The organism is Corynebacterium sp., from assembly GCF_030532965.1.
Lineage (GTDB): Bacteria > Actinomycetota > Actinomycetes > Mycobacteriales > Mycobacteriaceae > Corynebacterium.
In genome coordinates, this window is sequence record NZ_JAUNKC010000019.1 from 1 (window position 1) to 19,289 (window position 19,289).

Here is a 19,289-nt window from a genome sequence, read left to right on the forward strand (position 1 = left end):
AGAATCCTCACCAACCACACAACCAAAGCAGCATAACCGACGGGTTAGAAAAGGCGTCGAAAAGCAATGGTGATGGGGCCTTTCACTGTAAGAAGCAGAAAAATGCTGGTCGGAATTCGCCAGTGAAAAGCCTCAAAAAGGAGGTCACCACCAATTGATGGGGATTTCTGTCAATTGCTCAAAGGCGGTGATGGAATCGGCGAATTTTACAACCTCGCCGGATTCGTGATCCCAGTGGTAGATGGTGTCTGTTAACCCTGCGCCGGTATCAAGTAAGACGAAGTAATTTCCGGTGCCGTCTTCTTCACCGATTGCCAGCGCAGCTTCCGGAAAGTCCACCCATTCTGTAGCCGACCTGTGGTTGGCTACCAGGTGGTCTGCGGTTTTCGTGGCGTGGCGGCGGTCGGAATCATCGAAAACAGGGAAGAAGATAAACGGGTCGAAGTCCTCGTCGTTTTCGGCGAAGACTGGCTGTACTTCACCGCCATTTCGTTCCAACAGGAACCGGCGGTAGTCGGGTGGGAAAACCACTTGCAGCTCGCGGGCGGCGCGATCGACATAAAACTCCGTGGTAGGCAGCGTCATGAACGTGATCCTTCGTGTGTATAGAGCAAACAGGCGTACCTCAGACGATTAGCAACGCTTCTTCACCAGCTGTTCTTGGACTTCCCGCCGCCGGATTTTGCCCATTTGATCGCGGGGGAGATCCTCGAAGTGGTAGAAGGTGCGGGGCACCTTATAGCGGGTGAGACGTTCCCGGCAGAATGCTTTGAGTCCTTCCGGATCGAGCGCTGCGCCTTCCATAAGCGTGATGGCGGCGACGACCGATTCCGATCCGTCTTCCCGAGGCAGACCCACAACCGCGCAATCATCAACATCGGGGTGAGTTTGCAGTACTTCTTCCACTTCCAACGGGTAGACATTGAAGCCGCCGGTGATGATGACTTCCTTGATCCGGGCTACCAGCCGGATAAAACCGTCTTCTTCCATGACACCCACGTCGCCGGTGCGGTACCAATCCTTGTGGAAGGAATTAGCGGTGGCCTCCGGGTTATTGAGGTAGCCTGCGAAAACCTGCGGGCCGCGCACCAATACTTCGCCTTCGGAACCGTCCGGCATGGTCTCATCTAGGTTCTCTGGATTACCGATCCGCACTTCAGTATCTGGGAATGGGATGCCGACATAGCCAGGTCGACGATTGGAATTCATGGGGTTGCCGACGATGATGGGGGAGGTTTCGGTCAGACCATAGCCTTCCACCAGCAGGCCCCCGGTGAGTTTCTCCCACTGTTCCACGGTCTGCACCGGCAAGGTGGAAGCGCCTGAGAAGGAATTGCGGATCCCGGAAATGGAGATCCCTTCCTTTTGCGCTGCTTCCACAATCTTCTGATACAGGGTGGGTACCCCAGGTACCCAGGTAGGAGTGCGCTTCTTCATGATCTGCATGACCAGCGGGATTTGCGGTGCGGGCAATAGTTCCATTTCGGCACCCACATAGACCGCGAGATTAAGCACGATGGTCAGGCCATAGGCATGGAAAAACGGCAACGCGGCCAACATGCGTTCGTCTTGGTCACCGAGTCCTTTCACCCAGGCTTTACCCTGCAACAGGTTGGCGAATAACCCGCCGTGGGTAAGTTGCGCTCCCTTGGGTGCCCCGGTGGTGCCGGAGGTGTAGAGGATAACTGCAACCGAATCTTTGGAGACGGAAATATCGGAAGCGATGTCGTCGCCGGTGCCGCCCAATGCGCTGCCGGTCAGCGCGTCCCACGGAATGGAATGCGGTGCCGGTGCGGTGAGTGCTTCCCGCTTCTTGGCGATCATCGGCAACGGCAGGCTCAGCAAAATCTGCTTGGATTTCGGCATCGCATCGATCATATTGACCGACACGATGGTCTCCAGCGGGGTAGTGCGGCGCAGCTTCTCCAAGGTGGCGGCAGCTTTATCCCACACGATGGCGACCCGGGCCGCATGGTCTTTAAACGGCCCTTCTAATTCGTGTGCGGTATACAGCGGATTGTGTTCCACCACGATGGCACCCAGTTTTAACACGGCGAAATAGGCCGCAACGTGCTGCGGGCAGTTGGGCAAAATGATGGCGACCCGGTCGCCGGGGCGAACCCCCAGGGCGCGGAGACCGGCGGCGGCGGAACGGACTTGTTTGTCCAGATCGCCGTATGTCTGGCTGCGGCCAAAGAAATAGGTGGCGGATTTGTCGGCGTTGATTGCGAGGTTGTTGTCGTAGACGTCGAGAAGCGTGGTGTCTTCGTAGTCCAAGCTATGCGGCGTCCATTCGCCGTAGTAATTCAACCAGGCTTTGGTCTCAAATGCCGACATATTTCACCTTTCGGTAGGGCGCGGCTGGGATGGAGGTTGTGCGGTGTTACCTGTCCCTACGCCACGGTAAGTTAGTTCGTTAATGTCCAAGCATACCGCAGAATGTGAGGGTTTCCTCACCGTTTGGCGGTAGCACAAGACGCACAGTAATGGTGACGTTGGCGGTGATTCGGGGCGCGTGATGCGTCGAAAAGCGACAAGCCGTAACCACAGCCGCTGAGCAATTGCTTAGGATAGGTGGTAACCGCAGACACCTTATTCTCTCATCTTCTAAGGAAACCTCCTCTCATGCGCGTGGCAATGATCTCTATGCATACCTCCCCGTTGGAACAACCCGGTATCGGTGATGCGGGCGGAATGAACGTTTATATCCTCAACGTCGCCACGCACCTGGCCAAACAAGGCATCAAGGTGGATATTTTCACCCGCGCTACCCGCCCCAGCCAGGGAACCGTGGTGGAAGTCGCGCCGAATTTAAAGGTGATCAATATTGTCGCGGGCCCATACGAAGGTCTAGCCAAGGAAGAGCTGGCCACCCAATTGGCGGCCTTTGCTGGCGGGGTGATCCAATTCGTTAAATGCAACCGGTTGGAATATGACCTTATCCATAGCCACTATTGGCTTTCCGGGCAGGTTGGTTGGTTGTTGCGCGATATTTGGGAGATTCCGTTAGTCCACACCGCGCACACGTTGGCGGCGGTGAAAAACCACCATCGCGCCCCCACCGACACCGCCGAATCCGAGGCGCGCCGAATCTGCGAACAGCAATTGGTCGACAACGCCGACGTGCTGGTTGTCAACACCCATGAGGAAACCAACGACCTGGTGCATCACTACGACGGATTGCCGGAGAAAATCATGGTGATGTCACCCGGCACTGACACCGATCTGTTCACGCCCGGTACGGAACGCAATACCGAACGGGCTCGCCGCGAATTGGGTATCCCCATGCACGCAAAAGTCGTGGCGTTCGTGGGTAGATTGCAGGAATTTAAGGGGCCGCAGGTGCTTATCAAAGCGACCGGGGAGATGCTGCGGCGCGACCCGGATCGCAACCTCTACGCGCTGATCTGCGGCGGGGCGTCGGGGGCCTCCGCGCGGATGGAAAACTACCGTCGGCTGGCGGAAAGCGTGGGGGCTGCGCACCGGATTCGGTTCTTGGAGCCGCGCCCGCCGGAGGAACTGGTTACCATCTATCGGGCGGCCGATATTGTCGCCGTGCCCAGTTACAACGAATCCTTCGGGTTGGTGGCGATGGAAGCCCAAGCATCAGGCACACCGGTCATCGCGGCTCGGGTCGGCGGCCTGCCGATCGCGGTGGCGGAAGGCGACACCGGAATGCTAGTTGACAGCCACGATCCGGTCGATTGGGCGGACGCACTGGGGCAATTGCTTGACGACGACGCCACGCGGCTGCGGATGAGCGAAGATGCCGTGAGCCACGCTGCGAATTTCTCCTGGGCATCGTCCGCTGCCAAACTGGCCTCTATTTATTCCGATGCGCTCGCCATGAAAATTGATGACTGCCCTGATCGGCAGGCGCATGGAAGCGCATTTGGGGATAAAGCTGCGTCCGATTCGCTATTCCACACCCTGTAGTAAAAGCGGCCTGAGCCGCGTTTATGCCTAGCCTGCAACCAGCCGAGCAACAACCCGGGCAAGTCGAACCGGGGAAAGCTTGCGCGCAATGTAAAACACTTTATCGGCCATAGAAACCCCGTAATGGACCTTTCCCCGTTGCCAACGGGACTTCGGATGGGTGGCCTGCCACACGGTTTCGGCCACCTGTTCCGGGGTAATCCGAACCCCCAGCCGTTTTACTGAGGCCGCATCATTATCGGATAACGCCGTCTTTACCCATAGCGGCCAGATCGCCACCACCCGAATCCGATCAGTGCGCCACTCCAAATTAAGCGCCTCGGTCAACCCCGCCACATAAAACTTACTTGCGGAATACACCGCAATACCCGGCTGCCCATAAATTGCTGAGGCGGAAGCCAGATTCACCACCGTTGAGCCTGCCCGTAAATATCGTTTGGCCGCCTGCGCGCCCAACGTCACCCCGGCGCAATTCACCTGCACCTGGGAGGTGACCTGATCGGGGGAAATATCACTCAAATTACCTGCGGCAATAATCCCCGCATTATTGACCACAACCGTAATCAACCCGCCAGTGTGCGTGCCAAAATCCGCCAAAGCGGCATCCCAGGACTTAGCGTCAGTGACATCAAGGTAACCAGAAACAAGATTCGGGTGGTCATATTCAACAGGCGCAATATCATAGGCGCCCACCAGCCAGCCGGACTCTAAGAAACGCAACGCTATCGCCTTGCCAATACCGTTGGCTGCACCAGAAATAAAAATCGAATTCATGCCTCCCAGCTTAAAACTAGCCAGCTAGTGTGTGGCGGTGAATAGGCAAAAATTGGCAATGCGGGGTGGCACAATAATGCGCTACTGATCGCTGCCACCTGCACTTATGGCGAGCTTCTAGCTTGACTGCACCGCCGCGTGGGTCAGGCCGGTTTTCTCCTTGCCTTGGTATTGCACGATTTGAAACACGCCAGCATCCCAAATACACAAGCCGCCGTAGCTAGAGAGGGTAACCAAGTTGACCCAGTTAGCGGCTTCACTTTTGGCTAAACCGTGATGCTGGCATGCATCTTCCCCTGCATCGCTGCAGCTATAGGAAACGTGACTACCTCGGAATTGGATAAGGGTGCCGTCAGGTCCGTCGCTTTCGAAACCGAGTTCCTCGTATTCTTCCTCCAGCTCATAGTCCTCGCCGATTACATCCAGGTAGGCGTTGGAGGACCAGCGCGGAATGTCCAGTGCCTGGTGTGATTCTAGGAGGAGCGGGACTTCGAAAAAGGATCGGCCTAGTTCTGAATCATCTTCAAAGAAAGACGGTTTGTTGAGGTTGCCTGGTTGTGGGGTGCGCACCAGCGGGGTGTCGGGCGCGATGAACTCTACATGGTGGGGAATGTCGCCCATGGTTATTTCCCTGCCCGCAAAGACCGTAATCATTCCCGGTTCGAGTGGGGCAGTGTTGATTTGGAATAAGAACGCCAACGGCTGGCCGTCCGCAGTGGTGGGCCACGTGAAGTCCTCCGGGAGATCCGGGTCGCCACCGATGCGGCTTGCACCAACAGGAATGGTTTCTGGCTGGGAGTCACATACTGTAAACCACAAGCATTCTTTAGTGTGCTTGATAATAATGTCTGCGCGTTTGGTGAATTCCTCCACCCCAACCGCCTCAATGGCTTGATAGATCTCTTCTCGGGATTGATGCATGTGTTTGATTGTAGGGCAGTGGGAATAGCCGCGTAGCGACCATGACGGTGAAATTTACAGTTTATGAGATATTTTTGGTGGTAAACTGCTAATTCAAGATGTCAAGTCTGTTGGATGTTATTTGTATTTTTTGAAGTGACGGTGAAAGGCGAAAAATGGAACGTTTTAAAATTCGTGCTTTTGCTATTGTTCCTGGACATATTGCGGTTTTTGCTAGTGAAAAAATCCAGGAATTTTTAGACGAATCGTATCCTGATATTGAGTCTTTTGTTCGTCCAATTGTGGCTTCCAATCGTATCGAAGTAGTTCTATCGTTTGAAGCAGATGATTTCGTGGCGGCCGAGAAAATGGGAAACTCGGTTTTGGGTGGAGTTTTTTCTGCTGCCGAGTCGATTGTTAGTGAACAAATCCACGAATCCAGTCGGATGCTCAGTCTTGCAGTATGAAACTAGCCCACAGGAAAACAGTCGCGCAACGCGGACGTCGTTTTCATGATCTTGTTGACTTCTTTGTTGAGTATTGGCCAAAAATAGCTTTTGGTTTTATCTCGTTAGTGGGATTGTTTGTGTCAGCATTTCCGGATCTTAAAGTCCAAGGTTTTCTTATCCGACACGCACTTTTCTGTGTTGTTTTGGTGCTAGCAATTGTCGCCGGATGGGCGGATCTACGTCGATCAGCCAGTCTTAAAGAATTGGAAAAAAGAAATGCGCGGTTAAATACCCAGTGTAGGCAATACGAGAAGGATGTTGAAAAGGTCTTAAAAGTTGCTCTCAAACGATTGGCTGAAGAATGCGAAATCGCGGATAATGAGAACCTCCTAAAACATATGCGCATCACAGTTTACTGCCATGATGCAGATTTCCGTCGTTTCATTCCCGTAGCAAGAATCGCTGGTGATGCTCGATATGAAGAGCCAGGCCGGACCTTCTACCCGGATAATGAAGGCGCGATTGCAGAGGGGGGGAATACCGGTACGGCTAAGATGACTGTCCCTGGAAAAGGAGAACGCCAGTGGATTGAATCTATGGTGCAGGAATGGGATATTCCGAAAGAAACGGCTGCTTCTATGCGGATGAAATCTCGCAGTCTAGGCGCATTTCTGCTGAGAATCAGCACGGATAAAGTAGGGGTGTTGGTTGTAGAAAGTCTCCAGACGACAGCGGTTGGTGCTCCATTGTTGAGAAAAATCTCGTCAAGTCAGTGGTTCTCCGCAATCGGGCTTTTGGTTCATTCAGTGAAAGACTCCCACGTTGCGGCTTTAGCCCTGGAAAAACCTGTTAACCCAAACGAGCTATGACCCGATAAAACTCTTACAGTTGTAATACTTTTACACTTGTTCAACCTTAAATCTCTGCGCAGTTTTCTGCTACTAGCTACGCTTGGACACTATGAGCACGACGCACCACACCGACAACCGCAGCGACCTCATCGAAGTCATTAACCCCCGAACTGGCGAAGTGATCGATACGGTCATTTCCCACAGTGAGGCTGAGACGCGGGAGGCGTTTGACCGGGCGCGCCGGGTTCAACGTACCTGGGCGAAACGCAGCGTGGCCGAACGCGCGAAAATTATCATGCGGATGCACGATGTGGTGCTGGCCAACCAGGCGGAAATCTTAGATACCATCCAGCTGGAAACCGGAAAGAACCGCGCTTCGGCATTCGACGAGGTTCTTGATGTGGCCATTAATGCCCGGTACTACGCCAAGAAAGCCCCGAAACTATTGCGGCCGCAGCACGTAAAGGGTGCGTTGCCGGTATTGACAAAAACCATCGTGCAGCATGCGCCGAAAGGCGTGGTAGGGATTATTTCCCCATGGAATTACCCGTTAACCCTCACGTTGTCCGATGCGATTCCCGCTTTGATTGCGGGCAATGCAGTTGTGTTAAAACCGGATTCGCAAACCCCACTCACCGCATTGGCTGGCGCACAGATCGCCAGGGAAGCAGGACTTCCGGAGGATCTGTACCAAGTGATAACTGGACCCGGGGCGGTGGTGGGCGAAACGATAGCCAACCACGCTGATTTCCTTATGTTTACTGGTTCCACCGAAACGGGCCGTAAGCTCGGCGCTATCGCGGGGGAGCGGCTGATTGGGTTTTCGGCGGAGCTAGGCGGCAAAAATCCCATGATTATTACCGCCGATGCAAATATCGACGCGGCGGTGCGCACCACCATCGCGGGGTGTTTCTCCAATACCGGCCAATTATGCATCTCCATCGAACGAATTTATGTGCATGAAGATGTGGCGGAACAGTACGTCGACAAGCTCGTCGCGGCGGTCGAAAACCTCACGATCGGTGGCGGCGGCTGGGAAGAAAACATCGGCTCCATGATCTCCGCGACGCAGGCGGATAACGTCATGGCACTTGTCGACGACGCCGTTGCCCAAGGCGCGAAAAAACTAATCGGTGGGCGGCGACCCGACTTAGGCCCGGCGTTTATCTCCCCCATCGTGCTTGTCGACGTCCCCGAGGCCGCCCGGCTCTACCGGGAAGAAGTTTTCGGGCCGGTCGTCTACATCGAAACCTATAACTCCGACGCGGAGGTTATTGAGCGGGCTAACGATTCCGAATACGGACTCAACGCCGCCGTCTGTGCGGGGCATAACCGCTGGCAGATCGCCGCGCAGCTGGAGGTTGGCACGGTGAATATCAACGAAGGTTTCGCCGCCGCGTTCGGCTCCGTCGACGCCCCGATGGGCGGTTGGAAAGCCTCCGGAACCGGGCGACGGCATAGCGATGCTGGATTGTTGAAATACACCGAACCCCGCACCATCGCTGAACAGCGGGTTCTGCCGATCTCCGGCCCCAAAAACCTACCCCGCGAAACCTATGCGGCAGTCATGACTAATCTATTGCGGCTGGGGAAGAGATTTTTGTAACCGGGTGGAACACTAGAGTGGTGGGATAACCGTATGGATTTGTGGCTATAGCGTCACGGAAGAATTTCATGTGTGTATCTTTGGTGCGAAATCTTATTTTTCAAAGGTTCTTAACCAAATTCAGCTATCCCATGTTGTTGAGACAAGCTCCGGGAAAAGCTAAAAACTAACAAGACTAATAACTAAAAACACCAACCCTTGGAGCAAAGGAATTCTCAAGCTTCACAGCTCTACTCCCATTCGGGAACCCAGCTTAATCCTTCTCGGGTTGGTGTCTTGGCTCAAAAATACATAATCGTCCTATGGTCAGCAAGGATATTATGCATAATTATTTATATTTTAGAACAGCGTACACTTAGCGACTTTTCTTTAACGCTTAGTTCATGGCCGGTTTTCGGTTGCGGCCTATGAATCCCGTTACGGTGGGGCGTCGAAAAGCAAAAAACTTATGCTGAAACCCCACAAACTACATGCCTTAGAATGTGTGCATGACAGAATCGACTTCTTGTGGCATCAGCCAATCGCCGTTGGACGCGGCGGCGGAAAAATACGTTCATGATATGGCGGCACTCATGCCGACGGCGGCGACGGCCTGGGGGATCGCCGGGCACGATCAAGAATTGGAGGACTTTAGCCCCGGCCACCATGATGCGGTGGCAAGCCGCACGAAGCAAATGCTGGAACAGGTCGACACGCTCGACGGTGATGCGGTAACCAAGGCGGTCATGCGGGATCGGTTGGGGTTGGAGCTGAAGCTGCATGAGCAGGGCGAAAGCTACCGGTCGCTCAATAACATCGCATCGCCAGTGCAGGAGATTCGGGATTCCTTGTTGCAAATGCCGGAAGATCACCGCCCGGAGCGTCTTGCCAAGGTCCCGGCCGCCGTGGCGGGCTACCAGGAGTCGTTGCGGTTTGCGGCAAGTGAGGGACACGTTGCGGCGCGGCGGCAGATTGCGCAGGTGCGGAAGCAAATTGCGGATTTGGTGGACGGCACCACCCTTGATGGTTTGGGCCGCGAGGCGGACGTTGCCGCGGCAAAGCAGGCGTTTGCCCAGCTTAGCCAGTGGCTCGCGGATGAACTTGTGCCGCAGGCTGGCGATAAAGACGCCGTTGGCAGGCAGCGTTACGAGCTGTTTAGCCAGGAGTTTGTCGGCGCGAAGGTTGATTTGGATGAGGCCTATGAATGGGGCCAGCAGCGGCTTGAGCAGATCATTGCCCAGCAGCAAGAGTGCGCGAATAAGTTGTACGGTCCTGGTGTGGACGTGGCTGAGGCGATGGCCCGGCTTGATGCCGACGAGCGCTACACATTGCACGGTGTCGAGGCGCTGAAAGAATGGATGCAGTCGAAGGCGGATGAGGCGGTTTCCGATTTGGCGGGAACTCACTTCACCATTCCAGAACAAATGCGCACAATTGAATGTTGCATTGATCCGGCCGGTACCGGCGGGATTTTCTACACCCCACCCACCGAGGACTTTTCCCGCCCGGGTCGGATGTGGTGGTCGGTGCCGCCGGGGGAGGATACTTTCCATACGTGGCAGGAATTGACCACCGTGTACCATGAGGGCGTTCCGGGGCATCACCTGCAGCTGGGTGTGGCCATTGCGGAGCGCGATAACCTCAACCTGTGGCGTCGAATAGCGTGCTGGAACTCCGGTCACGGCGAGGGCTGGGCGCTGTATTCGGAAGCATTAATGGCGGAGCTAGGTTACCTTGACGATCCCGGTTTCCGCATGGGGCTTTACGACGCCCAACGGTTGCGCGCCGCCCGGGTTGTCTTGGATATCGGCGTTCACCTGGAGAAACAAACCCCCGAGGGTGGGGTATGGGACTTTGAATACGCCAAGAAATTCCTGCGCGGGCATGTCGCGATGAGCGACGCTAACCTCGACTTTGAGCTGAATCGGTATTTCGGTTGGCCGGGTCAAGCCCCCAGCTATGCGTTGGGGCAACGGTTGTGGCAGGACATGCGGGCGGCTGCCGACGCCAAGGGCATGACCGCGCCGGAATTCCACGAAAAAGCGCTGAAGCAAGGGTCCATCCCGATGGATATTCTTCGGGCGGTTGTATTGGACGAAGCGGTGTAATTCTGATGGGTTTATTGGTGGCCGGGGCGCTTATTGCGGGCTGGGTCGACGCCGTTATCGGTGGCGGCGGGCTTATTCTTATCCCGCTGTTGCTGAGCGCCGGGTATGTCCCCACCGCAGCTTTGGCCACCAATAAACTCGCCGCAGTTTCCGGCACTTTATCCGCAGCCATCGTTTTGATAAAGAAGCTGGGGCGACCGGAACACCTGTGGCGTTACGTTTTCCTTGCGCTTGGTTGCTCCGGGTGTGGGGCACTGCTTGCGAGTAGTCTTTCCACAGACGTCATGCGGCCGGTGGTGATTGTTCTTTTGGTTTCGGTCGGAATTTTTCTCACCTTCCGCCGCGATTTTGGGCAAGCAACTACACCGGTTGCCGCCCGCCCGCGCGTTGCGTTGGGGCTAGCCGGTGTCATCGCGTTTTACGACGGCATTTTCGGCCCAGGTACCGGAATGTTCCTCATCATGCTGTTTACCGCCACTCTCACAGGCGATCTTCTGCAATCCACGGTGTTGGCTAAGGTAGTCAATACCGCGACCAATCTAGGTGCCCTGATTGTCTTTGGAATGGGCGGGCACATCATGTGGCAGTTGGGGCTCATTCTTGCCGTTGCCAATATCATTGGTGCGCAACTGGGTGCCCGAACAGTACTCGCAGGTGGGACCCGATTTTTGCGGTACGCGGTGCTCGTATTAGTTGTGGTGATGTGCGCGAAATTGATTATCGCGCAATGAGAGCGGGCTGAATGGAACGTTGTGATTTCCGATAATTATTGTGCACAATCGTTACGGTGCAGGCGGTGTGGTGACGCGCGCCGGTAAGCGGGTCGCCCGCGCCGTAACGATCAGACGTTCCTTTTAAGGCTGGCTACTGAAAAGAAACCCGAAAAGTGCTTTTAGCAGCGGGAATTGTAACAACCTGGCAATAATCGTTCGCAGGAAATCGAATAGTGCGGAACTGCCGCTGCCCGACTGCGGTGGCGGGGTGGGGCTGGTAGTCGGTGGGGTAGTGGTTGCCGTGGGGGTTGACGTGGGTGCTGTCGTTGGTGTCATGGACGTGGTTGGCGTGGTGGTAGGTGCAGCACCGTGGCTACCGATCTGCACGAACTTATATGGCGATCCGATTGCGCCCAGTGGCGTTGCCTTGTCCCAGTCGTGGGCACCATCGGCGCTGGTTGCTTCGTTGACCCAGATCGGGAAGTTCGCAGGTGGGGTGATGTTCTCGCTGAACGCAAGCTTCGTGCCAATGGCGGTAAGCTGGCCTTGTTCGATTACCAAGTTTCCGGGATTTACCCGCACGCCCGCTAGTGCGCCGGGATAACTGGACGGCGGTTTTTCCAGATATCCAGCAATTGCGGTGAGTGTGCCGCCGGACATCTTTAACGTCCCAGTTTCCACTTCGACACCAGCCGCGTGACGAGGACCGAAATAGGTGTAGCCGGTTATATCGCCTGATTCGACAGTCAGCCCTTCCACCGCGTGAATGCCGGTTCCGGTGTAAACATGCTGGTACTTGTTTGTGACATTAACGTCGGGACCAGCAAAGACGATGCTACCGTAGGCGTCAATTCCGGAACCGCCCAAGTATTGCTGTGGGGTTCCCGCCGTGGATTCGGTAACCGTGATATCTAATGTGCCGGTGCCAGTAAACTTCAACGTGGAGCCAGCATTCGGTGGGGGCAAATGCAGAATTCCTTTTGCAAAATGATGTGCGGGTGTGGTCGTAATAGTGTTCTTGCCCTGTACGTTGATTGTCAGGTTCGGGATTGTTGCCCATATACCTGCTATATCCAATCCTTCCTCACGATGATCGGTGATGGTGGCGTCGTTAAGCTCCAACGTAGCGGTGTTGGGGTTAAAACGGACGGTTCCGTCACCCGTGACATCGTGCATATTGCTGGTATCAACCCGCCTCGCGCCCACCCAAATATCGAATGCCGAAATTTGGGCCGTTGCGGGAACGAAAATGGTGCTAACGGCCAGAGCTATAACCGTAAGCATCGCGAAAACCGCCGCGATCGCGGCACGTGACTGGGGCAGAGCTTGTCGACGGAACGTGGTGGCGTGGGCGGTATACATAGCTGACGCTCCTTTCAAATATGGTGGTAAAAGAACAAAACTCTTGATAAGCCCCATCGTAATGACCACCCCCAAGCAAAAATCTGTCCAGCCAAGAATCACAAAAATACAGTCCTTTTCACCGCCAAACGGGTGTGTTTTGCGCAGATTACGACAAGCACATCCGTGATGGTTGTGACTTTGGGGGTAATGAAAAACCCTTGCGGTATTTCGCAAGGGTTAGAGATAGATTACTTCCACAAGAATGACAGCAAGTTCTTCAGCAATGGGAACTCGATAATTTTTGAGGTTAGTGACCGTAAGAACCCCACGAGGCCATCGCCCGGGCCAGGCGCTTGAGGCGTTGAGGTCTCCGTCGGTGTCGGATTCTGGGAGGTGGTCGATGTTTCCGTAGCGATTGATGTTGGGGCTGATGTTGCTGGCTCAGTCGTTGGAGCATCAGGTGGCTGCGGGGAGTCTGCTAGCTCGACCTGAACAAATTTGTACGGTGAACCTTTATCGCCGAGCGGCGTTGTCCGGTCCCATGGTTTTGCGCCCTCGGCAGTATTTTTCTCGTTCACCAGCACCTTATACGTCTCTGGGAACGTTACTGTTGGGCGGAATGCGATTTCCGTACTTATAGCTATAAGTTTTCCACCAGTGATGAATATACGGTCCGGAACTGCAGAAACACCTGCGTAGCTATCACCTGAATATCCCGAATTGCTTTTGCTGCCCGCAATGCCGGTAAGTGACCCACCAGAAATGCGGAGATCTCCATCCCAGACGGATACGCCAGTAGCGCTTCGGTACCCGCTTGGGTAGTGTGCGACAACGTCTCCTGCCTCAACGGTGATCCCCCGCGGGCTTGATAACCCACTGTCTTCAATTAACACATTCGGCCCAGCAAACTTTGTTTGCCCCTCGGTATATACGCCTTTGTAAACAGGGACATGGAAATACTCGTAAGGCTTTCCGCGCGGCAGGCGGAAAAAAGTAATAGAGCCATCACCAGTGAATGTCAGCGTTGAATCAGGGCCAGCTTTGTGGGACAGTATCCCGGAACCGGGGCTAGTTGGTTTGTTTAGGATCCGGTTGTTACCAGTGATGTGCAGGGTGAGATTCTTTTCAGTGATACTGATTGTTGGGACCTGGTCCCATTTCCCCTCAGGAATTCTGCCATTTTCGTCTTCGATATCTTGGGCATTGAGAAGCCTTGCGCTATTGAGATAAAGCGTGGCGCTGTCCGGATCGAAACGAACTGTGTTGTTTCTAAACACATCGTCTTTGTTTGCTGCGGTGACCTGGGTTCCGGCAACCCAAATGCCCCATGTTTGTTCTTCGGCTACGGCCGCGGGAACGAGGCCTAAAGCCAGCGTGATTGATGCAAGGATTGCGCAAACGCGTGCAATCATGCTGGGGCGACCGCCTGCGGAGGCTACCGGCACCCCAGGTGCTCTGAAGTTGGGGGATGTGTACATCGAAGAACACTCCTTTCGTGTCATAAGACGGTAGAAATCGGTTTTTCTTCTGCTGCCCTCATGCTAATAATTGCGCGCGATATGAAACTTTTCTGTGAAGTTTTCACAGAAAAATCGGCGGAACCACCTCCAGATAGGTGTAACTTTATAAGCAATTGCTAATTATTGGGGTAGATTATCGGTTAATGATGCTTGGGACGGGGTCGTTTGCGTAGCAGATTCTCGCCTCGTGGTGATTGTGGTGTCGTGTAGGCAAGGAATAATGATCGCGGCAACTTATGCTGAAGGCGTTTCGTTTCGGGGTGAGGGGATCGTCGAAAAGCAAAAGTGCCGTTCTTAGGCTAATGGCGTGCGGGGCGCGATTGGGCTGTTTGTGCGAAAACCAGGCACCGATGCTATGTGGTCGAAGAAACTTAAAAGTGTTAGAAACTCCACAATTTTTAGTCGTGGTTGATTCTGCCGCGCATGGTGCGAAAAACCGTGGCACACTGGTGGGTATGGCTAATGGAAAACTAATCCTCCTCCGTCATGGACAGAGTGAGTGGAATGCGTCTAATCAGTTCACCGGTTGGGTCGACGTCAACCTGACCGAGAAGGGCGAAGCCGAAGCCAAGCGGGGTGGGCAATTGCTGCGCGAAGCAGGGATTCTGCCTGAGGTTGTGTACACCTCGTTGCTGCGCCGGGCAATTCGCACCGCAAACATCGCACTGAATGAGGCAGATCGCCACTGGATCCCAGTGATCCGCGACTGGCGGCTGAACGAACGCCACTACGGTGCATTGCAGGGGCTGAATAAGGCGGAAACGAAGGAAAAGTACGGCGACGATCAGTTCATGGCATGGCGTCGCTCCTACGACACCCCACCACCAGCAATCGAGGACGACAACGAGTATTCCCAGGCAAACGATGTGCGCTACGCAGACCTGCCGAAGGTGCCACAGACCGAATGCCTGAAGGACGTTGTGATTCGGTTCGTTCCATACTTCGAGGAAGAAATCCTGCCACGGGTTAAAAACGGCGAGACCGTTTTGGTGGCAGCACATGGCAATTCACTGCGGGCATTGGTCAAGCACCTTGACGGAATCTCCGATGCCGATATTGCCGAGCTGAATATCCCAACCGGTATTCCACTGGTGTACGAACTGGATGCAGACGGCAAAGTCCTTAATCCGGGCGGCACCTATTTGGACCCCGAGGCAGCAGCAGCTGGTGCGGCAGCGGTAGCGGCACAGGGCGGCAAATAGTCAAGGACCTGCGAGGTAGTTTGTGACTTCGCACATTCCAGCGTTTATTGTGGGCGTGGTCGTAACCGGCCTCGCCCTAGCTGCATTTTCATGGCTAAAAGCCCGGGTGCGGCGGCACCGACAGGCCGCAGCATTGACGGAGAACAACATCACCACCGTGCCGCAGATTTTGCATTTAGCGGTCCAAGGCTCACCGACCGGGATCACGGTGGTCGATAGGTCGGGGCAGGTGGTGTTATCGAATGCCCAAGCCCACGAGATGGGCGTGGTGTATGAACGCACGGTGAACACTGATGTGTGGGACATCGCCACCGCGGTATTCGGGGATAAAGAAGAACGATCCATAGCCTTCGACACCCGCAGGCAAACCGGGTCGCGGGTGCGGTCGGTGCGTGCCGTGGTAAAGCCACTGACCCTGGTTGATGATCGTTTCGCCATCATCTACTCCACCGATGAGTCGGAGAACGTGCGGATGGAATCAGCGCGCCGCGATTTCGTGGCGAATGTTTCGCACGAATTGAAAACACCAGTTGGTGGAATGGCGTTACTGGCAGAAGCCTTGACGGAAGCCTCGGACGATCCCGAACAAGTGGCGTATTTCGGGCAACGGTTATATAAGGAAGCGCATCGGTTGGGGGAGATGATCGCCGAGCTTATTTCCTTATCTAAACTCCAGGGGGCGGAAGCATTGCCGGACATGGAGCCGGTATTTGTCGATGATGTTGTCGAGGAGTCGGTGAATCGGAATCGGCTGGCGGCCGAAAGCGCCGACATTAGCCTCACCCAATCACCATCCTGTGGGGTGCAGGTTTTAGGCGACAGGAATCTACTGGTTACGGCTGTTTCCAATCTGGTTTCCAATGCCATTAATTATTCGCCCAATGGGGTGGAAGTGGCGGTAACGACCACCATCGTGGGCGATGATGTGGTGTTAATCCGGGTCACTGACCACGGGATCGGGATAGCGCCGGAGCATCAACAGCGAGTGTTTGAACGGTTCTTTAGGGTGGACAAGGCCCGGTCGCGTTCGACCGGCGGCACCGGCTTGGGCTTGGCGATTGTGAAACACGTCGCGGCTAATCACGGCGGCGATATTAAATTGTGGTCGCAGCCAGGTACCGGTTCGACGTTTTCCTTGGAGTTGCCGATTTATCACCCAGATGATGAGGGTTTGGCTGCGGCGGACAAGGTTGTAAGGCAAAATTTGAAATCGGAACTGTTTCGCACTCCCGGGATGCGGGTTCGTCGAAAGGATAAGCAGCAATGACGACAACCATATTGTTGGTCGAAGATGAAGAATCCTTGGCTGACCCACTGGCGTTTTTGCTGCGTAAAGAGGGATTTTCGGTCATCCATGCGGCGGACGGGCCGCAGGCATTGGTGGAATTTGCGGCGCACCCGATCGACATTGTTCTGCTGGACTTGATGCTCCCGGGAATGTCTGGCACCAACGTGTGTAAAAAATTGCGGGAAACCTCACAGGTGCCAGTGATCATGGTGACGGCTCGGGACACGGAATTAGATAAGGTTGTCGGCTTGGAATTAGGCGCGGACGATTATGTAACCAAGCCATATTCGTCGCGGGAATTGATTGCCCGGATTCGTGCGGTGCTGCGTCGCGGCGGCGACGGGCCGATCGTCGACGAAGGTGAAGGCCGCTTGCTGACCGGCGGCCGGGTGGAGATGGATGTGGATCGACACATAGTCACGGTTGACGCGCAACCCGTGGCAATGCCGCTGAAAGAGTTCGACCTGTTGGAGTACCTGATGCGTAACGCAGGCCGGGTGCTTACCCGAGGGCAATTACTCGATCGGGTGTGGGGCGCGGATTACGACGGCGATACTAAAACGCTGGATGTGCACATCAAGCGGCTGCGGTCCAAAATTGAGCGGGAGCCGTCCGCACCCACACACCTGATAACGGTGCGGGGATTGGGCTATAAGTTTGAGGCCTAAGCTTTTCGACGCCGAGCCGCAGCGGTAGCCGGGTGGGTCACGAAAAAATCAGGTTGTGCGCTACCCGATTGCTCGGTATCTGGTTGCGCGGCGGTTGCGGACAAAGCGCGCCGGGCGTTCGCACGCGCGGTGAGATGATTGGCGAGGATGTCGTAGGCGGCGTCGCCAAGCAACGCGCGCAATTCCGCCTCGCAGCTTTGCCACACCGGTTGGGTATTGGTGTGGCAATCGGGTGCTGTTGTGCAGTACCAATCGAAATCTTCGCCACCGTTGCCCCAGCCGCGGCGGTCGTATTCGGTGATGGTGGTGCGCAGGATTTCCACGCCGTCGGCGCGCTCTTCATAGGCTTCGATGCGGCGCAGCGGCAATTGCCAGCATACTTCCGGCTTGACTATCGTCAACTCCTCACCGTGATCCAACGCCCACTGATGAATGGCACACCCGGTGCCGGTGGGCCAGCCGGGTCGGTTGGCAAAGATACATGCGCCGTCTACCAGGGCGGTTTTCAAGGCTGGTTCCGGTTCGCCCTCGTCATTATCCAATTCGTCCCACACCAGCCACGGCTCCAATGAAATGTCATTGTCCTGGTCACAGGCCAGCAGGTAGTCGTCGACGCGCGCCGGACGGAACTGCCAGTAGGCGGCAGGCATCCGCCGTACTGCGTCGAAAAGCTGGTCACGGTCGGTCTCGTCGCATAAAAACGCACCGTGATTGCAGCACCCCACCGCCGCATTATCCGCCACGATGCCCCGGCAAGCGCTGGTGCCAAACTGGCAGGAATAATGCGACTCCAACCAGGTTACGTCGATGCTGAACACGTGGGTTTCATCGTCGGGGTTCATAAACTCGAACCACTGCCTGGGGAAGTCGGGCGGCAATTCCGCGCCGGAACGAATCGAGCGAGCGGCAGGCGAAATTGACGGAAATCCGAGCGACACGGGCGTGTTATTGGGGCGGTTCACACTTAAATACCGTAGACCGTCTAACCTTAAACGTGTGAGATTAGGTGTTTTAGACGTGGGTAGCAACACGGTCCACCTGGTAGCCGTCGATGCGCGACCAGGTGGACCGCCAACACCCATGAGTGATTGGAAAACTACCCTCAAACTAGTTGAGTACTTGGACAAAGACGGCGCCATCGACGACAAAGGAATCAAAAAACTCACCGATTTCGTCGCCGAGGCCGCAGAACTGGCAGAGCGTTTAGGCTGCGTTGAGCTTAAACCGTTTGCCACTTCGGCGGTTCGTTCTGCCGTCAATGCTGAGGCGGTTTTGGATCACGTCGAAAAAGAAACCGGAGTGCGGCTAGAAATACTCTCCGGCAAAGACGAGGCACGGCTCACATTCCTCGCTGTTCGACGTTGGTACGGCTGGTCGGCGGGTCGGATCACCAATTTAGACATCGGTGGTGGTTCTCTTGAAATGACGACGGGTGTCAATGAAGAACCTGACTGTGCCTTTTCCCTAGACTTAGGGGCAGCACGACTAACGCACAACTGGTTTGACACTGACCCGCCAGAACGTAAAACCGTCAATCTTTTGCGCGACTTTATCGACGCTGAGTTGGTAGAGCCTGCTCAAACCATGCGGGCACATGGCAACGCCCGCATCGCGGTCGGAACATCTAAGACGTTCCGAACGTTGGCCAGATTGACGGGTGCTGCACCGTCGTCCGCTGGGTTGCATGTAACCCGGGAGTTGACCGCCCCCGGATTACGGCAGCTAATTGCGTTTATCACGCGCATGACAGCGGCCGATCGTGCGGAGCTAGAAGGCGTATCTGCGAGCAGATCCCACCAGATCGTTGCAGGAGCGCTTGTCGCGGAAGCGGCAATGCGTGCGCTGAATATTGAAAAACTTGAGATTTGTCCGTGGGCATTACGCGAAGGCGTAATTTTCCGGCGAATCGAGCAGGGGCTTGACCCTGAACGAGAAATTGGGAAGGCATAGA

17 protein-coding genes are annotated in these 19,289 nt (G+C 55.2%); 10 read left to right on the plus strand and 7 right to left on the minus strand.

All coding sequences use genetic code 11. The features are described 5' to 3' along the window. Nucleotides 1-144: 144 nt before the first annotated feature. Together Q4D85_RS09240 and Q4D85_RS09245 are read right to left on the minus strand one after the other, a co-directional pair. A complete protein-coding gene (locus Q4D85_RS09240; RefSeq protein ID WP_303199905.1) occupies nucleotides 145-585 on the minus strand; it encodes an SMI1/KNR4 family protein in 441 nt (146 codons plus the stop codon). A 48-nt stretch (nucleotides 586-633) separates the two neighbouring features. Then, complete coding sequence (locus Q4D85_RS09245; RefSeq protein ID WP_303199908.1) at nucleotides 634-2,337, minus strand: long-chain-fatty-acid--CoA ligase; 1,704 nt, start codon at nucleotides 2,335-2,337, stop codon at nucleotides 634-636. Between the two features lie 288 nt (nucleotides 2,338-2,625). On the opposite strand from Q4D85_RS09245, the gene mshA reads away from it, so the two are divergent. Further along, the gene (gene mshA, locus Q4D85_RS09250) at nucleotides 2,626-3,936 is read left to right on the plus strand and encodes a D-inositol-3-phosphate glycosyltransferase (RefSeq protein WP_303199910.1); all 1,311 of its coding nucleotides are present in this window, start codon (nucleotides 2,626-2,628) and stop codon (nucleotides 3,934-3,936) included. A gap of 27 nt (nucleotides 3,937-3,963) precedes the next feature. Here the strand turns inward: mshA and Q4D85_RS09255 are convergent, their stop codons facing one another. After that, nucleotides 3,964-4,710 (minus strand): SDR family oxidoreductase, encoded by a 747-nt coding sequence (locus tag Q4D85_RS09255; RefSeq protein WP_303199911.1) that lies wholly within the window; start codon nucleotides 4,708-4,710, stop codon nucleotides 3,964-3,966. A gap of 117 nt (nucleotides 4,711-4,827) precedes the next feature. Next, nucleotides 4,828-5,631, minus strand: coding sequence for a DUF1963 domain-containing protein (locus Q4D85_RS09260; protein WP_303199913.1), 804 nt, complete (start codon nucleotides 5,629-5,631; stop codon nucleotides 4,828-4,830). Between the two features lie 155 nt (nucleotides 5,632-5,786). On the opposite strand from Q4D85_RS09260, the gene Q4D85_RS09265 reads away from it, so the two are divergent. The 5 genes from Q4D85_RS09265 (at nucleotide 5,787) to Q4D85_RS09285 (ending at nucleotide 11,334) form a co-directional block, all read left to right on the plus strand. After that, complete coding sequence (locus tag Q4D85_RS09265) at nucleotides 5,787-6,077, plus strand: hypothetical protein (protein WP_303199914.1); 291 nt, start codon at nucleotides 5,787-5,789, stop codon at nucleotides 6,075-6,077. Beyond that, on the plus strand, nucleotides 6,074-6,928 hold the full coding sequence (locus tag Q4D85_RS09270; protein ID WP_303199915.1) for a hypothetical protein: 855 nt from the start codon (nucleotides 6,074-6,076) through the stop codon (nucleotides 6,926-6,928). The genes Q4D85_RS09265 and Q4D85_RS09270 overlap by 4 nt, the downstream gene beginning before the upstream one ends. A 91-nt stretch (nucleotides 6,929-7,019) precedes the next feature. Further along, entirely contained in the window at nucleotides 7,020-8,516 is a 1,497-nt protein-coding gene (locus Q4D85_RS09275; protein WP_303199916.1) for a succinic semialdehyde dehydrogenase, read from the plus strand. Between the two features lie 488 nt (nucleotides 8,517-9,004). Then, on the plus strand, nucleotides 9,005-10,603 hold the full coding sequence (locus Q4D85_RS09280; RefSeq protein ID WP_303199917.1) for a DUF885 domain-containing protein: 1,599 nt from the start codon (nucleotides 9,005-9,007) through the stop codon (nucleotides 10,601-10,603). A gap of 5 nt (nucleotides 10,604-10,608) precedes the next feature. Then, on the plus strand, nucleotides 10,609-11,334 hold the full coding sequence (locus Q4D85_RS09285) for a TSUP family transporter (RefSeq protein WP_303199918.1): 726 nt from the start codon (nucleotides 10,609-10,611) through the stop codon (nucleotides 11,332-11,334). A gap of 123 nt (nucleotides 11,335-11,457) precedes the next feature. Here the strand turns inward: Q4D85_RS09285 and Q4D85_RS09290 are convergent, their stop codons facing one another. Next, nucleotides 11,458-12,678, minus strand: a complete 1,221-nt coding sequence (locus tag Q4D85_RS09290) for a hypothetical protein (protein ID WP_303199919.1) — start codon at nucleotides 12,676-12,678, stop codon at nucleotides 11,458-11,460. Between the two features lie 230 nt (nucleotides 12,679-12,908). Then, nucleotides 12,909-14,138 (minus strand): hypothetical protein, encoded by a 1,230-nt coding sequence (locus Q4D85_RS09295; protein WP_303199921.1) that lies wholly within the window; start codon nucleotides 14,136-14,138, stop codon nucleotides 12,909-12,911. 497 nt (nucleotides 14,139-14,635) lie between these two features. On the opposite strand from Q4D85_RS09295, the gene Q4D85_RS09300 reads away from it, so the two are divergent. The 3 genes from Q4D85_RS09300 to Q4D85_RS09310 are packed head-to-tail and all read left to right on the plus strand — an operon-like array spanning nucleotide 14,636 to nucleotide 17,338. Then, nucleotides 14,636-15,382: a phosphoglyceromutase gene (locus tag Q4D85_RS09300; protein WP_303199974.1), complete on the plus strand. Its 747-nt coding sequence runs from the start codon at nucleotides 14,636-14,638 to the stop codon at nucleotides 15,380-15,382. A gap of 22 nt (nucleotides 15,383-15,404) precedes the next feature. Further along, entirely contained in the window at nucleotides 15,405-16,649 is a 1,245-nt protein-coding gene (locus tag Q4D85_RS09305) for a cell wall metabolism sensor histidine kinase WalK (RefSeq protein WP_303199923.1), read from the plus strand. Continuing rightward, on the plus strand, nucleotides 16,646-17,338 hold the full coding sequence (locus tag Q4D85_RS09310) for a winged helix-turn-helix domain-containing protein (protein ID WP_303199924.1): 693 nt from the start codon (nucleotides 16,646-16,648) through the stop codon (nucleotides 17,336-17,338). Before Q4D85_RS09305 ends, Q4D85_RS09310 begins: the two co-directional genes overlap by 4 nt. Here Q4D85_RS09310 and Q4D85_RS09315 read toward each other — a convergent pair. Continuing rightward, nucleotides 17,335-18,300 (minus strand): hypothetical protein, encoded by a 966-nt coding sequence (locus tag Q4D85_RS09315; RefSeq protein ID WP_303199926.1) that lies wholly within the window; start codon nucleotides 18,298-18,300, stop codon nucleotides 17,335-17,337. The genes Q4D85_RS09310 and Q4D85_RS09315 overlap by 4 nt on opposite strands. Before the next feature lie 34 nt (nucleotides 18,301-18,334). On the opposite strand from Q4D85_RS09315, the gene Q4D85_RS09320 reads away from it, so the two are divergent. Continuing rightward, nucleotides 18,335-19,288, plus strand: a complete 954-nt coding sequence (locus tag Q4D85_RS09320; protein ID WP_303199929.1) for a Ppx/GppA phosphatase family protein — start codon at nucleotides 18,335-18,337, stop codon at nucleotides 19,286-19,288. The last annotated feature ends 1 nt before the right edge of the window (nucleotide 19,289 follow it).